Source organism: Tabrizicola sp. YIM 78059, from assembly GCF_004959785.1.
GTDB lineage: Bacteria > Pseudomonadota > Alphaproteobacteria > Rhodobacterales > Rhodobacteraceae > Tabrizicola > Tabrizicola caldifontis.
This window is the reverse complement of the sequence record NZ_SJZH01000001.1, coordinates 108,529-123,960: the sequence shown is the minus strand read 5'-3', so window position 1 is coordinate 123,960 and position 15,432 is coordinate 108,529. Positions and strand designations below refer to the sequence as shown.

Sequence of the window (15,432 nt, the reverse complement as noted above, 5' to 3'; positions counted from 1 at the left end):
CCCTTCCCGCCTGTGCCGCAACGGTGCCCCTTGCACCGACCGCCCGCGCCATTGCCACCAGCCATATCTGCCTGCCCGCCTACGGGCGGGAGCTGCTTTCCAGCTGGAAACCCGCGATCCATCGCCGTTTCGGGGCCGGGCCGGCCCTGTCGGGCGTGAAGATCATCGCCACCTGAGAGGTCGCCATGTCCGCCGAACGTCTGCCATACGAAAAAGGGTTTCATGTCAGCTGGGACCAGATCCACCGCGACGCGCGGGCGCTGGCCTGGCGGCTGGACGGCAAGGGCCCGGGCGAGGGCGGCACATGGCGTGCCATCGTCGGAATCACGCGGGGCGGGCTGGTGCCGGCGATGATCGTCAGCCGCGAACTGGATATCCGTGTCGTGGATACGATCAGCGTCAAGTCCTATCATTCCGGCGGCGGCAAGGCCGACCAACGGCGCGAGGCGCAGGTGATCAAGGCGCCGAACGCCGAGCTGATGGGCGACGGCAGCGGCATCCTGGTCATCGACGATCTGGTGGACAGCGGCAAGACGCTGGAACTGATCCGCAGCCTTTACCCCAAGGCGCATTTCGCGACCGTCTACGCCAAGCCGCATGGCAAGCCGCAGGTCGACAGCTACATCACCGAGGTCAGCCAGGACACCTGGATCTTCTTTCCCTGGGACATGGCGCTGCAGTATGTCCAGCCCATGCGCGGGGCGGACTGAACGCTTCCGGCCGTCTTCCATGTGCCCGTCGCCGGGCAAGCGGCCAACGACCAGATGCGAAGCGCACGAGGAGTTTTGCCTTGACCCTGCCCCTGAACCCCGCCTTCGCCGCGACCGAACCGCCGCCCGTGATGGAGGCCCGGCGCTGGATCCAGGGGGTGACCTTTCCCGCCGACCGTCCGCTGATCAACGTCAGCCAGGCAGCGCCGGTGGACAGCCCGCCTCTTGGCCTGCGCGAGGCGCTGGCCGATGCCGCACTGAACAACCCCGACGCCCATCTTTACGGCCCAGTCCTTGGCATGCCCGCGCTGCGCGGAGAGATCGCCCTCCAGTTCTCGGCGGCCTATGGCGGGGCCATCGCGCCGACCCAGGTCGCCATCACGCAAGGTTGCAACCAGGCCTTCTGCGCCGTCATGGCCACGCTGGCAGGCGCGGTGGATGAGGTGATCCTGCCGACACCCTGGTATTTCAACCACAAGATGTGGCTGGACATGACCGGAGTGCGCACGGTGCCCCTGGATACCGGACCGACGCTGATCCCCGACGCCAAGGCCGCCGAGGCACTGATCACCGCCCGCACCCGCGCCATTGTCCTTGTCACGCCGAACAATCCCGGCGGTGTGGAATATCCGGCCGAAACCGTCGCCGCCTTCCGCGACCTGGCCCGCGCGCACGGTCTTGCCTTGATCATCGACGAGACCTACCGCGACTTTGACAGCCGCCATTCCGTCGAACTGGGCGGGCGCCCGCATGACCTTTTCACCGATCCTGACTGGGCGGAAACGGTGATCCAGCTTTACAGCTTTTCCAAGGCCTATCGGCTGACCGGGCATCGCGTCGGCTCCATCGTCGCAGGGGCCGCCCGGCTGGCCGAGGTGGAGAAATTCCTCGATACCGTAGCCATCTGCCCGTCGCAACTGGGCCAGATCGGCGCGCTGTGGGGGATGCAGAACCTGACGCAATGGGTGGCAGGCGAACGCGACGAGATCCTTGCCCGCCGCCGCGCCATGGTCGATGGGTTCGGTGCGCTTGCGGGATGGAAACTGCTCGGCTGCGGCGCCTATTTCGCCTATGTCGAACACCCGTTCGACATGGCCAGCGACACGTTGTGCAAGCGGCTGGTAACAGAGGCCTCGCTTCTGATGTTGCCCGGCACGATGTTCCAGCCCGCGGGCTCGGAAGCCGGCAAGCGCCAGATCCGCATCGCCTTTGCCAATGTCGATGCACGGGGAATCGCGGAAATGTTCCGCAGGCTGGCCGCTTTCCGCCCCTGATCCGGTCTTGCCGGCCCCGGCGCCAGCCACTATTCACCCTTGCCAGATCAACCCGAAGGCGGACCCATGGCCAAGACCCCGGACGACGACGTGAAGCGCCCGAAAAGCAAGGCGAAGGAAGCCGCCGTCTGGGTGATGATGGGGATGCTGATCCTGGGTCTTGGCGGCTTCGGCGTCACCAACTTCGGCGGCGGGGTGACCACGATCGGCAAGGTGGGTTCGACCGAGATCACCACCGATGCCTACGCCCGGGCCTTCCGGGCCCAGCAGAATGCGCTGTCGCAGCAGCTTGGCCGCCAGGTGACCGCGCAAGAGGCGCTGGCCTTCGGCCTTGATCGGCAGGTGCTTCAGGGCCTGGTCACCCGCGCTGCCCTGGACAACGAGGCTGCGCGGATCGGACTGTCGGTCGGGGATGAGACGGTGGCCTCCGAGATCCTGAAGATCGATGCCTTCAAGGGCATCTCCGGCGCGTTCGACCGCGAAGCCTATCGCTTCGTGCTTGACCGCAATCGCCAGACCGAAGCCGAATTCGAAGAAGCCCTGCGCGGTGACATCACCCGGGAACTGCTGCAGGGAATGGTCGCGGGCGGTTTTGTCGCGCCGAAGGCGCTGACCGATACGCTCTATGCCTGGATTGCCGAACGCCGCGGTTTTTCGATGCTGCGGCTGGGCGAGGCCGATCTTGTCACGCCCGTTCCCGACCCGACCGAGGAGGAGCTGCGCGCCTACTACGAGGGGAACATTGCCCGCTTCACCCGGCCCGAGGCGAAGCGCATCACCTATGCTGCCCTTCTGCCCGACGCCATCGCCAAGGACCAGCCGGTGGACGAAAAGGTGCTGCGCGATCTTTATCAGGCGCGGATCGACGAATTCGTGATCCCCGAACGCCGGATCGTCGAGCGTCTGGTCTATCCCGACCAGGCGGCTGCAGATGCTGCACGGGCCGAGCTGGACGCCGGCACCACGTTCGAGGCTTTGGTCGCTGCGCGCGGGCTGACGCTGGATGCAGTCGATCTGGGGGATGTGACCGCCAGAGACCTGGGCACGGCGGCAGGGCCCGTGTTCGCGGCGAACGAGGGAGAGGTCGTCGGCCCGCTGGACACCGATCTTGGACCTGCGCTCTTCCGGGTGGTCACGGTTCTGGCCGCGGAAGAGACCACCTTCGACGAGGCGCGCGAGACACTGGCTGTCGAGATCCAGACCGATGCCGCGCGCCGGTTGATCGCGGACAAGGTGGAACTGGTCGACGACCTGCTGGCCGGCGGCGCCACCCTCGAGGATGTTGCGAAGGAGGCGGGACTTGAACTTGGCACGGTGGACCATGTGCCGGGCCAGCAGGGCGAAGCCGTGATCGAAGGATATCCCGCCTTCCGCAACGCAGCGGATGCAGCGAAGGCCGACGACTTCCCCGAGGCGATCGTGCTGGAGGATGGCGGCCTTGTCACCCTGCGCCTTGACGAGGTGGTACCCGCTGCCCCCATTCCGTTCGAAGAGGCGCGCGACGCCGTCGAGACCGCGTGGCGGGCCGATGCCCTGCGCAAGGCGCTGTCGGACCGGGCGATGGAGATCAAGGCCGCCATCGAGGGTGGAGCCGGCATCGGCAGCTTCGGAATCGTCGATGTGACGCCGGAAATTGCGCGCGACGGTTTCATCGCGGACACGCCGCAGTCGCTTCTGCCAGCCGTATTCGAGATGGCCGAAGGCGATGTCCGCGTGATCGAGGATGGCGATTTCGTCGCCGTTGTCCGGCTGGACCGCATCCAGCCCGCCGAGACCGAAGGCCCGGAGGCCGAGGCCCTGAAGGCCGCGATCGACGCGCAGGCGGTTCAGGCGATCTCGACCGACGCCTTCACCGCCTATACCAACGCGCTGACTGCCGAGGCCGGGATCACGCTGGACCAGTCTGCCATCAACGCCGTCCACGCGAGCCTGCCCTGATGCAGCTTTTGCCGTCCTTCGAGGCCTTCGAGGCCGCCTGGAACCGGGGCGAGAACCAGCTTGTCTGGGCACGCCTGGCGGCCGACCTGGATACGCCGGTCAGTCTGATGCTGAAGCTGGGCGACGCGCGGGCCGACACCTTCATGCTGGAATCGGTGACCGGGGGCGAAGTGCGGGGCCGCTATTCCATTGTCGGCATGAAGCCCGACCTGATCTGGCGCTGCCGCGGCACCGAAAGCGAGATCAACCGCGAGGCGCGCTTCGACCCGCAGGCATTCAGGGCCCTTTCCGGCCATCCGCTGCAAACGCTGCGTGAACTTCTGGCCGAATGCCGCATCGACATGCCCGAGGGGCTTCCCGCGGTATCGGCGGGGCTGTTCGGCTATCTCGGCTACGACATGATCCGACTGGTCGAACGGCTGCCGGGTGGAAACCCCGACCCGATCGGCGTGCCGGATGCGGTTCTCATGCGGCCTTCGGTCGTGGCGGTGCTGGATGGTGTAAAGGGCGATGTCACGCTGGTGGCGCCGGCCTGGGTCGGCTCGGGTCTCACGGCACGGGCAGCCTATGCGCAAGCGGCGGAACGTGTGATGGACGCGCTGCGCGATCTTGACCGCGCACCCTCTGCTCCGCGCGATCTGGGCGAGGTGGCAAGCGTGGGCGAGCCACGATCGAACTTCACGCATGCCGGCTACAAGGCCGCGGTCGAGAAGGCGAAGGAATACATCCGCGCGGGCGACATCTTTCAGGTCGTGCCCTCGCAGCGCTGGGCGATGGATTTCCCCCTGCCGCCCTTCGCGCTTTACCGCTCGTTGCGGCGCACCAATCCGTCGCCTTTCATGTTCTTCTTCAATTTCGGCGGCTTCCAGGTTGTCGGGGCCAGCCCCGAAATCCTTGTTCGTCTGCGCGAAGGCGAGGTCACCGTCCGCCCCATCGCCGGCACCCGCAAGCGCGGCGCGACACCGGAAGAGGATCGCGCGCTGGAAGCCGACCTTCTGGCCGACCCGAAGGAACGGGCCGAACACCTGATGCTGCTGGATCTGGGCCGCAACGATGTGGGCCGGGTCGCAAAGGTCGGCACCGTGCGGCCGACCGAAACCTTCGTCATCGAACGCTACAGCCACGTCATGCACATCGTCTCGAACGTAGTGGGCGAACTGGCCGAAGGCGAGGATGCGCTTTCAGCGCTGCTTGCGGGGTTGCCGGCAGGCACCGTTTCCGGGGCACCCAAGGTCCGTGCCATGGAGATCATCGACGAGCTGGAGCCCGAAAAGCGCGGCATCTATGGCGGCGGTGTGGGCTATTTTGCCGCGAACGGAGAGATGGATTTCTGCATCGCGCTGCGCACGGCAGTGGTAAAGGACAACACCCTGTACATCCAGGCCGGCGGCGGTGTGGTCTACGACAGCGACCCCGAGGCGGAATATCAGGAAACAGTCAACAAATCCAACGCTCTGCGCCGCGCGGCCGAGGATGCGGGCCTCTTCGTCCGCCGCAGCAACGGCTAACCTGCGGCGGCAGCGTCTGGACCGGCGCGGCCTGCCGTCGGCCAACGAAAGGCATCGTAAGCGGGTCAACAGCCAACTTGTTGATTTTGCAGCAGCCGCAGCCACCGGGGCACGGCCGCGCCGCATATCCCCCGGTTTACACCGCCCGAAGCATCGGCGATAACCACTGCAACCGCCCCTGGAACCCGCCGTCATGCTGCTTCTGATCGACAACTACGACAGCTTTACCTACAACCTTGTCCATTATCTGGGCGAGCTTGGCGCCGATGTGGTCGTGAAACGCAACGACGCGCTAGAGGTGCAGGATGTGATTGCCATGGCACCCGAGGTCATCGTCCTTTCGCCCGGCCCCTGCGACCCCGCCGCCGCCGGGATATGCCTACCCCTGACACGCGCTGCGGCCACTGCCGGCATTCCCCTGTTGGGCGTCTGTCTTGGCCACCAGACCATCGGCGAGGCCTTCGGCGGCAGGGTCGTGCGCTGCCACGAGATCGTGCACGGCAAGATGGGCACGATGCACCATGCCGGAAAGGGTGTGTTCCGCGGACTTCCTTCGCCCTTCCAGGCAACGCGCTATCATTCGCTTGTGGTTGAGCGCGACACCCTTCCCACCGAGCTGGAAGTCACCGCCTGGCTGGAAGACGGAACAATCATGGGTCTGCGGCACAGGCAACACCTGATCGAGGGCGTCCAGTTCCACCCGGAATCCATCGCCAGCGAACACGGCCACCAGCTTCTGCGGAACTTCCTTGACGAAGCCCGCGCAAGGGTTCCCGCATGAGCGACCGGCTGAAACCCCTGATCGGCATCGCAGCCGCCCGCCCGCTGACCCGCGCAGAAGCCGAGACCGCCTTCGAGGCCCTGTTCGAGGGGGAAGGCACGCCTGCGCAGATGGGTGGCTTCCTGATGGCGCTTCGCACCCGCGGCGAGACTGTGGATGAATACGCCGCCGCAGCCAGCGTCATGCGCGCCAAGTGCAACCCGGTGAAGGCCCCCGAGGGTGCCATGGACATCGTGGGCACGGGGGGCGACGGCAAGGGCACGCTCAACATCTCTACCGCCACGGCCTTCGTCGTCGCAGGTGCCGGCGTGACCGTGGCCAAGCACGGCAACCGCAATCTGTCGTCGAAATCCGGCGCGGCGGATGCGCTGACCGAACTGGGCCTGAATGTCATGATCGGGCCCGAGGTGGTGGAACGCTGCCTGGCCGAGGCCGGGATCGGCTTCATGATGGCGCCAATGCACCACCCTGCGATCCGGCACGTCATGCCGGTGCGGGCCGAACTGGGAACGCGCACGATCTTCAACATCCTCGGCCCCCTGACCAACCCCGCCGGGGTCAGGCGTCAGCTGACCGGCGCCTTCTCGGATGCCCTGATCCGCCCGATGGCGGAAACGCTGCTGACGCTGGGTACCGAAAAGGCCTGGCTGGTCCACGGCGCAGACGGCACCGACGAAATCAGCATTTGCGGGGCGACCTCGGTTTCCGCGGTCGAGAACGGCGCCGTGCGCGACTTCACCATCCACCCCGAGGATGCCGGCCTTTCCCCCCACCCGTTCGAGGCGATCCTCGGCGGCAGCCCGGCCGATAATGCCGCCGCCTTCCGCGCGCTTCTTGACGGGGCTACGGGCGCCTACCGCGATGCAGTTCTGCTGAATGCCGCCGCCGCGCTGATGGTGGCCGATCGCGCGAATAGCCTGGCAGAGGGCGTTGCACTGGCCCGCGAATCGATCGATTCCGGCGCGGCGCGCGCCAAGGTCCAGGCGCTGGCCCGCCTGACCAATGCCTGAGCAGGGGGGCACCATGACCACGATCCTCGACCGCATCAAGGCCTACAAGCTGGAAGAGGTGGCCAGGGCCAAGGCCGCCACGCCGCTGGCCGATCTGGAAGCCGCCGCCCGCGCCGCCCCTGCCCCGCGCGGCTTTGCCCGCGCGCTGCACGAAGCCGCCTCCACCGGCTATGGCCTGATTGCCGAGATCAAGAAGGCCAGCCCCTCAAAAGGCCTGATCCGCGCCGATTTCGACCCGCCGGCGCTGGCCCGCGCCTATGCGGCAGGTGGCGCCACCTGCCTTTCGGTCCTGACCGACGGGCCGAGCTTTCAAGGCGCAGATGACTATCTGGTGGCGGCGCATGACGCGGTAGACCTGCCCTGCCTGCGCAAGGATTTCCTTTATGATCCCTGGCAAGTGGTGCAGTCGCGCGCGCTGAAGGCAGACTGCATCCTTCTGATCATGGCCTCGCTTGACGATGTGCAGGCGGCCGAACTAGAGGCGGCAGCCTTCGACCTGGGGATGGATGTGCTGATCGAGGTGCATGACCAGGCCGAGCTTGACCGCGCTGCCCGGCTGAAATCGCCGCTGATCGGCATCAACAACCGCAACCTGCACACATTCGAGGTGACGCTGGACACGACCCGACAGCTTGCACGTCGTGTGCCCGAGGACCGCCTGATCGTCGCCGAAAGCGGGCTATACACGCCCGACGACCTGGCAGACCTGGCGCAATACGGAGCGCGCTGCTTCCTGATCGGCGAAAGCCTGATGCGGCAGGCTGACGTGGCCGCCGCGACACGGGCGATCCTTTCGCGCCCCTTCACCGCACAGGGCGGGCTGTGAGCGGCCTTTCGCACTTCGACGACCGGGGCCAGGCCCACATGGTCGATGTCTCGGACAAGCCCGTGACCGACCGCGTGGCGGTGGCCGAAGGCCTGGTGCGCATGACGGCCGAGACGCTGGCTCTGATCACCGAGGGCCGGGCGAAGAAAGGCGACGTCCTTTCGGTGGCACGACTTGCCGGGATCATGGCGGCGAAGAAGACCGCCGATCTGATCCCGCTCTGCCACCCGCTGCCGATCACCAGGGTCGCGCTGGAGCTGACCCCCGACCCTGCGCTTCCCGGTGTGCGGATCGAGGCCACGGTCAAGACCTCGGGCCAGACCGGGGTCGAGATGGAGGCGCTGACCGCCGTCTCCGTCGCGGCGCTGACCGTCTACGACATGGTGAAGGCAGTCGAAAAGGCCATGGTGATCGACGGGATTCGCTTGATCCTGAAAGATGGCGGGAAATCCGGACGTTACGAGGCGAAGCGATGATTTCGGTCGAAGAAGCGCTTGCCCGCTGCCTGGCTTTGGTCGCGCCGCTTCCGCCGGAAAGCGTTGCCCTGGCGCAAGCTGCGGGCCGCTGGATGTGCGTGCCGGCGCTGGCAACCCGCGACCAGCCGCCCTTCGATGCCTCGGCGATGGATGGCTATGCCATTCAGGGCGCCCCCCTTGCAGGCGAAAGCTTCCGCGTGATCGGCGAGGCCGGGGCCGGCCATGCCTTTTCCGGCCAGATCGGCACCGGCCAGGCGGTGCGCATCTTCACCGGCGCGCCGGTGCCGGAAGGTGCGACCCGCGTGGTGATCCAGGAAGACGTGATCCGCGACGGTGACCGGATCACCCTGAAGTGCAGCGCCGAGGACGGCACCAACATCCGCCCGCAGGGTCAGGACTTCCGCGCCGGCGACAGCCTTGGCCCGCGCCGCCTGCGCCCTGCCGATCTGGCGCTGCTTGCCGCGATGAACATTCCTGCCGTTCAGGCGACCCGCAGGCCCGTGGTTGCCCTGGTTGCGACCGGCGACGAGCTGGTGATGCCTGGCGAGAACCCGCGCCCCGACCAGATCATCGCCTCGAATGGTTTTGCCCTGAAGGCGATGATCGAGGCCGAGGGCGGGGTGGCAAGGATGTTACCCATCGCGCGGGATGATGCCGCAGAGCTGCAAACCGTGCTGGACCTTGCGGCGGATGCCGATCTTATCGTTACCATCGGCGGTGCCTCGGTCGGCGACCACGATCTTGTCGGCCGCGTCGCGGGGCTGGAACACAGCTTCTGGAAGCTGGCCCTTCGCCCAGGCAAACCGCTGATGGCGGGCAGGCTTAACGGGGTGCCGCTTCTCGGTCTGCCGGGCAATCCGGTTTCGGCCATCGTCTGCGGTCACCTGTTCCTGTTGCCGATGGTGCGGGCCATGCTAGGGCAGCCCGCGCCAGCGCCGCAGCCGCGGCAGGCCCGGCTGGCGGTGGACCTGCCCGCAAACGGACCCCGTGCACATTACATGCGCGCGAGGCTGACCCCTGGCGAGCCCCCCGGCATCACCCCCTTCGACCGGCAGGATTCTGCACTTCTTTCGATCCTCGGCCAGGCCGACGCGCTGCTGATCCGACCGGTGGATGCCCCGCCCTGTCGCGTCGGGGACACGGTGCCCTATCTGCCACTGTGACGCCCTGTGGATAAGCCTTGACACAAAAAGGGAACACGGGCAGAACATTATGCTAACTCATGATGTGGGGGCGGGCACGTGCTGACGCGCAAACAGTTGGAACTCCTCGACTTCATCAAGATGCGGATGGACCGGGACGGCGTGCCCCCCTCGTTCGACGAGATGAAGGATGCGTTGGACCTGCGGTCGAAGTCGGGGATCCATCGCCTCATCACGGCGCTGGAGGAACGCGGCTTCATCCGCCGCCTTGCGCACCGAGCCCGCGCTCTGGAAATCGTCAAGTTGCCCGAGGCGATGGAAAAGCCAGGTTTCTCGCCAAAGCTCATCCGGGGCGACCGGACCGATCCGCCCAGAGGCGCAATGGCGGTTTCACCGGTTCACGCGCTTGAACTTCCCGTAATGGGCCGGATCGCCGCTGGCGTCCCGATCGAGGCGATTTCCGAGGTCTCGCATCATGTGGCCGTGCCCGGCTCGATGCTGTCGGGCAAAGGTCAACACTACGCGCTTGAAGTCAAAGGCGATTCCATGATCGAGGCCGGGATCAACGATGGCGACATCGTGGTGATCCGCGAACAGTCCACTGCCGAGAATGGCGATATTGTCGTGGCTCTGGTCGAGGATCACGAGGCCACGCTGAAACGCTTCCGCCGCCGTGGCAACTTGATTGCACTGGAAGCCGCGAACCCTGCCTACGAGACGCGGGTGTTCCCCGAGCATCTGGTCAAGGTGCAGGGTCGGCTTGTTGGCCTGATCCGCAGCTACTGAGGCGACAGGTTCGGCAGGGCCATTGCGCGCTGGGGCGGCGACCAGAGCCTGCGGGTGCCGCGTGCCGGCACCAGTCGAAGCCCTTCCTTCCCGGCCCAGACGGCCAAGGCACCAGTCGCCGAAAGAACCGTTGCGTCGATCAGCGGGCACCCTTGGGGCGGATCTGCGGCCTTCGCGGCCAGAACGACCAGCCCGGCCCCTGCGCAGGCTGGCGCCAGCCTGCTTTCTGCCGCCCCTCCCGACAGGATCACCCCTTTCACACCGCCCAGATCGAACCAGCGTTCGCCTTTGGGCCCGGTAAAGCCTGGCCGGGCCGCCGCCTGCGCCTGACTGACCAGATCGCCATCATTCTCCAGCCAGCTTTCAGCGGCAAACCCGCCGCCCGTCGCTGCCGACAAGGCCCGCCCACCGGGCCCGACCAGCCCCGCCAGCTTGCCGTCGGCCGAGATCAGCAGATCCGGCCGATCCGCCATGGCCCAAAGCACCAAGGCCACCAGAATCGCTGCCGACCCTGCCCAGCGGATGGGCCCCCGCCAAAGGATCAGCCAGATCGCCCCCAGCGTGAATACTGGTAGCACCCAGGGCCCGGGTGCGGGAACCGCCGTCACCGATCCCTCCAGCCCTGCGATCCAGTGAGCCACGATCAGAATCCAGCGCGCGCCCAGTTCCATCACATGCAGTGCGACGCCCGACAGTCCGAAGGGCGCGAGCAATGCGGCGACGGCACCCGCCGGCATCACCACCGCCCCCATGACCGGCACGGTCAGCAGGTTGGCCAAGAGGCCCAAGTCGGTGAACCGGTTGAAATGGGCTGCTGCGTAGGGCGCAGTCGCCAACCCGCCGATCAGCGAGGACAGGACCAGCGCAAAGACGGGCCGCACCCAGCCCGGCAGCGCTTCGCGATAGAGGCCGCGGTCGATCGCGGCAAATCCCGCGATCAGCGCCACAGTCGCTGCGAAGGACATCTGGAACCCCGGCTCAAGCAGGCTTTCCGGCTTCAGCAGCAGCAGGATCGCACCCGCCACGGCCACAGAACGCAGCGTCAGCGCGCGACGGTCCAGCAGGATCGCGCCCAGAAAGACGGAAATCATGATGAAGGCGCGCTCGGTCGCGACATTGGCCCCGGACAGCAGCAGGTAGAAGAAGGCCACCCCGAGGCTGGCCAACGCAGCCGCCTTCTTCGAATTCAGCCGCAGCGCCACGAACGGCACCAAGGCCAGCCCGTAGCGGATCAGCGCAAAGACGAAGCCGGTGAGGAAGGCCATGTTCATCCCCGAGATCGCCAGCAGATGCGCCAGGGAAGAGTCGCGCAGCGCCCTGACCGTCTCTTCCGTGATGGCGGACCGGTCACCGGTCATCGCGCCGGCGGCAAAGGCGCCGGCCTGCCCGTCCATCCGCGCCAGCATGGCCTGCGTCAGATTGCGACGCAGCCGGTCGATCGGCAGCGCGCCGCCCTCTGGTTCCGCCAGCAGCAGGACGGGCGTGCGCGTGTAGCCCACGGCACCAAGCTGGTCGAAATAGGCCATTCGCCGGAAATCGAAGGCGCCGGGTTCCACCGGGCCGTCGGGCGCGGCAAGGCTAGCCGTCAGGATGACTACCTGGCCGGGGGCCGGCTGCAACCAGGGCTGGTCCCCTTGCAGCGAAACACGGACCCGCGCGGGGGTCCGGGCGGGCGGCAGATCGCGCAGCACCACCCGGTCCAGCGTCAGGCGCAGCGCATCGGACTGCGACCGGTCGATGCCCACGATGCGCCCTTCGACAGGGCCGTGATAGCGGAATTCCAGCATTGGCGCGTCAAGGATGTGCGCGCGGATGCCTGCGGCAAGCCATCCCGCTGCCAGTGCCGCCACCGCCACCCCGACCGGCCGTGCAAGATCATGCACCAAGGCCAGTGCAGCCCCCCCGGCCAGCAGCATCGCGGCCAGCGCGTAGCTGCCCGCCACCGGCTCTTCGGTCAACGAGAACCAGGCGCCGATGCCGCAGCCTATCATCACCGGTATCCAAGGAAACAGCGCCCCCGGTTCTGCCTGCAACCCCGCCAGCGCCGCATGGACCGCCCGCGCCGCCACCTTGTTTCCCGCCCCGCGATTGCCTAAACCCTGCCCCAAGCCTAAGCCCGCCATGGTTTCCGAAAGGTTAACTTCAGATGTCCACTCAGGTCGTTACCCGCTTCGCACCCTCACCTACCGGGTATCTGCATATCGGCGGCGGGCGGACGGCGCTGTTCAACTGGCTTTACGCGCGCGGACGCGGGGGCAAATTCCTGCTGCGGATCGAGGACACCGACCGCGAACGATCGACACCCGAGGCGACGGCGGCGATCCTGCGGGGCCTGACATGGCTGGGGCTGGACTGGGACGGCGAGGTGGTCAGCCAGTTCACCCGGCGCGACCGTCATGCAGAGGTTGCGCATCAGATGCTTGCAAGAGGAACGGCCTACAAGTGCTTTTCCACGCAGGAAGAAATCGCTGCCTTCCGCGCCGCGGAAGAGGCCGAGGGGCGTTATCCCGTTTTCCTGTCGCCCTGGCGCGACGCAGACCCCGCAACCCACCCAGACGCGCCCTATGTCATCCGCATGAAGGCGCCGAGGACCGGCGAAACCGTGATCGACGACAAGGTGCAGGGCCGCGTCGTGATCCGCAACGAAACGCTGGACGACATGATCGTGTTGCGCAGTGACGGAACCCCCACCTACATGCTGGCGGTGGTGGTGGACGATTACGACATGGGCGTGACCCACGTCATCCGCGGCGACGACCACCTGAACAACGCGGCGCGCCAGCAGATGGTCTATGATGCGATGGGCTGGCAGGTGCCGGTCTGGGCGCATATCCCGCTGATCCATGGCCCGGACGGCAAGAAGCTGTCGAAGCGCCACGGGGCCACGGGGGTCGAGGAATACCAGGCCATGGGCTATCCGGCGGCGGGGATGCGTAACTATCTGACCCGGCTGGGCTGGGCGCATGGCGATGCCGAGATATTCACCAGCGAGGAGGCGATGAAGATGTTCGACCTCTCCGGCATCGGGCGGGCCCCGGCGCGGCTGGATTTCAAGAAGCTGGAAAACACCTGCGGCCATCACATGGCCATGGCAGACGACGCCGCACTGCTGCAAGAACTGAAGGCCTTCCTTGCGGCGGCGGGGCGCGAACCCTTGACCGATGTGCAGGAAGCGCGGATGAAGGCCGCCCTGCCCTTCCTGAAAAAGTCTGTGAAGACTTTCCCGGAACTGATGGAAAAGGCGCATTTTCTGCTGATTGACAGGCCCATAGTGCCCGAGGCGAAAGCTGCCGAGGCGCTGGATTCGGTATCCCGTGGTATACTGAAATCGTTGACGCCGCGCCTGCGAAATGCTAGCTGGACAAAGGACTCGTTGGAGCCGATCCTGAACGAGGCAGCCGCCGAAGCCGGCATTGGCTTCGGGAAACTGGCCGCACCTCTGAGGGCCGCGCTCGCGGGCAGGACTGTTACACCTTCGGTTTACGACATGATGCTGGTCATCGGTCGCGATGAAACCGTTCGACGGCTGGAAGATGCGGCGGGCTGACCCCCGCCCCCGGCCTTGAAGCCGCCCCGACCGGGGTGCAGGATAGCAAATGGCCGCGCCCCACCCGGGGTGCGACCGCCATGACCGGGGAGAACCATGTCGGACAAAGTCGCCAAGCTTGAACTGGATGGAAAGACCTATGCGCTTCCCGTCCTGAAACCCACCATCGGCCCCGAAGTTGTAGACATCCGCAAGCTCTATACCGAGGCGGATGTCTTCACCTTCGACCCCGGGTTCACCTCGACCGCTTCCTGCGAAAGCGCGATCACCTACATCGACGGCGACAAGGGTGAACTGCTGTATCGCGGCTATCCGATCGAGCAGCTGGCCGAGAAATCGACCCATCTCGAGGTCTGCTATCTGCTGCTTTACGGCGAACTGCCGACCGCTTCCCAGTTGGCCGATTTCACCCAGCGCGTGACGCGGCACACGATGGTGCATGAACAGATGCACTATTTCTTCCGCGGCTTCCGGCGCGACAGCCACCCGATGGCGACAATGGTCGGCGTGGTCGGCGCGATGTCGGCCTTCTATCACGACAGCCTCGACATCAATGATCCTTGGCAGCGCGAGGTTGCCGCGATCCGCATGATCGCCAAGCTGCCGACCATCGCCGCCATGGCCTACAAGTATTCGTTGGGCCAGCCCTTCGTCTATCCGAAGAACGCGCTCAGCTATGCAGGCAATTTCCTGCACATGTGCTTTGCCGTTCCGGCCGAGGAATATGTCGTCTCGCCGATCCTGGAAAAGGCGATGGACCGCATCATGATGCTGCATGCGGACCACGAACAGAACGCCTCGACCTCCACGGTGCGGCTGGCGGGCTCTTCGGGCGCCAACCCCTTCGCGTGCATCGCCGCCGGCATCGCCTGCCTTTGGGGGCCGGCCCATGGCGGGGCGAACCAGGCCTGCCTGGAAATGCTGAAGGAAATCGGCACCGTCGACCGTATCCCGGAATACATCGCCAAGGCAAAGGACAAGAATTCCGGCTTCCGGCTGATGGGCTTCGGCCACCGGGTCTACAAGAATTTCGACCCACGCGCCAAGGTGATGAAGGAATCGGCCGACGAGGTGCTGGGCCTTCTCGGCATCGAGGACAACCCAACCCTTCAGGTCGCCAAGGAGCTGGAGCGCATCGCGCTTGAAGACGATTATTTCGTCTCGAAGAAGCTTTATCCGAACGTCGATTTCTATTCGGGCATCATCCTCGAGGCGATGGGCTTCCCGACTTCGATGTTCACGCCGATCTTCGCGATTTCGCGCACCGTTGGCTGGATCAGCCAGTGGAAGGAGATGATCGCCGACAAGAACCAGAAGATCGGCCGTCCACGGCAGCTTTACATCGGTCCGCAGAAACGCGACTACGTCGACCTGCGCCACCGCTGACACCAGCGCCGGGCTCTGGGCAGAGCCCGGCACACGCCGCGCACGGAA

General features: G+C 66.0%; 14 protein-coding genes. 13 read left to right on the top strand and 1 reads right to left on the bottom strand.

The features are described from left to right. The first annotated feature begins 23 nt into the window (after positions 1-23). The 11 genes from EZM81_RS00560 (at position 24) to lexA (ending at position 10,451) form a co-directional block, all read left to right on the top strand. Positions 24-176, top strand: a complete 153-nt coding sequence (locus EZM81_RS00560; protein ID WP_211195372.1) for a hypothetical protein — start codon at positions 24-26, stop codon at positions 174-176. A 9-nt stretch (positions 177-185) separates the two neighbouring features. Further along, positions 186-710 carry a xanthine phosphoribosyltransferase gene (gene gpt, locus EZM81_RS00555; RefSeq protein ID WP_135447281.1) on the top strand — a complete coding sequence of 175 codons (525 nt, stop codon included), beginning with the start codon at positions 186-188 and terminating at the stop codon, positions 708-710. 80 nt (positions 711-790) lie between these two features. Beyond that, positions 791-1,984 carry an aminotransferase gene (locus EZM81_RS00550; RefSeq protein ID WP_136644403.1) on the top strand — a complete coding sequence of 398 codons (1,194 nt, stop codon included), beginning with the start codon at positions 791-793 and terminating at the stop codon, positions 1,982-1,984. 66 nt (positions 1,985-2,050) lie between these two features. Next, a complete protein-coding gene (locus EZM81_RS00545; protein ID WP_136644402.1) occupies positions 2,051-3,922 on the top strand; it encodes a peptidylprolyl isomerase in 1,872 nt (623 codons plus the stop codon). Continuing rightward, the gene (gene trpE, locus EZM81_RS00540; protein WP_135447288.1) at positions 3,922-5,430 is read left to right on the top strand and encodes an anthranilate synthase component I; all 1,509 of its coding nucleotides are present in this window, start codon (positions 3,922-3,924) and stop codon (positions 5,428-5,430) included. The genes EZM81_RS00545 and trpE overlap by 1 nt, the downstream gene beginning before the upstream one ends. 193 nt (positions 5,431-5,623) lie before the next feature. Further along, positions 5,624-6,211, top strand: coding sequence for an aminodeoxychorismate/anthranilate synthase component II (locus EZM81_RS00535; RefSeq protein ID WP_135447290.1), 588 nt, complete (start codon positions 5,624-5,626; stop codon positions 6,209-6,211). Beyond that, positions 6,208-7,221 (top strand): anthranilate phosphoribosyltransferase, encoded by a 1,014-nt coding sequence (trpD, locus tag EZM81_RS00530; RefSeq protein WP_136644401.1) that lies wholly within the window; start codon positions 6,208-6,210, stop codon positions 7,219-7,221. The genes EZM81_RS00535 and trpD overlap by 4 nt, the downstream gene beginning before the upstream one ends. A 13-nt stretch (positions 7,222-7,234) precedes the next feature. Then, on the top strand, positions 7,235-8,047 hold the full coding sequence (gene trpC, locus EZM81_RS00525; RefSeq protein WP_135447294.1) for an indole-3-glycerol phosphate synthase TrpC: 813 nt from the start codon (positions 7,235-7,237) through the stop codon (positions 8,045-8,047). Then, positions 8,044-8,523 (top strand): cyclic pyranopterin monophosphate synthase MoaC, encoded by a 480-nt coding sequence (gene moaC, locus EZM81_RS00520; protein ID WP_136644400.1) that lies wholly within the window; start codon positions 8,044-8,046, stop codon positions 8,521-8,523. Before trpC ends, moaC begins: the two co-directional genes overlap by 4 nt. After that, entirely contained in the window at positions 8,520-9,686 is a 1,167-nt protein-coding gene (gene glp, locus EZM81_RS00515; protein WP_136644399.1) for a gephyrin-like molybdotransferase Glp, read from the top strand. The genes moaC and glp overlap by 4 nt, the downstream gene beginning before the upstream one ends. A 78-nt stretch (positions 9,687-9,764) precedes the next feature. Further along, positions 9,765-10,451, top strand: a complete 687-nt coding sequence (gene lexA, locus EZM81_RS00510) for a transcriptional repressor LexA (protein ID WP_136644398.1) — start codon at positions 9,765-9,767, stop codon at positions 10,449-10,451. Here the strand turns inward: lexA and EZM81_RS00505 are convergent. Further along, positions 10,445-12,520 (bottom strand): ComEC/Rec2 family competence protein, encoded by a 2,076-nt coding sequence (locus tag EZM81_RS00505; protein ID WP_371685702.1) that lies wholly within the window; start codon positions 12,518-12,520, stop codon positions 10,445-10,447. The two genes, lexA and EZM81_RS00505, sit on opposite strands and share 7 nt — an antisense overlap. Positions 12,521-12,597: 77 nt before the next feature. On the opposite strand from EZM81_RS00505, the gene gltX reads away from it, so the two are divergent. Both gltX and EZM81_RS00495 read left to right on the top strand, forming a co-directional pair. Continuing rightward, positions 12,598-13,998 carry a glutamate--tRNA ligase gene (gltX, locus tag EZM81_RS00500; protein ID WP_136644396.1) on the top strand — a complete coding sequence of 467 codons (1,401 nt, stop codon included), beginning with the start codon at positions 12,598-12,600 and terminating at the stop codon, positions 13,996-13,998. A 96-nt stretch (positions 13,999-14,094) separates the two neighbouring features. Beyond that, complete coding sequence (locus EZM81_RS00495) at positions 14,095-15,384, top strand: citrate synthase (RefSeq protein WP_135447305.1); 1,290 nt, start codon at positions 14,095-14,097, stop codon at positions 15,382-15,384. Positions 15,385-15,432 lie beyond the last annotated feature (48 nt).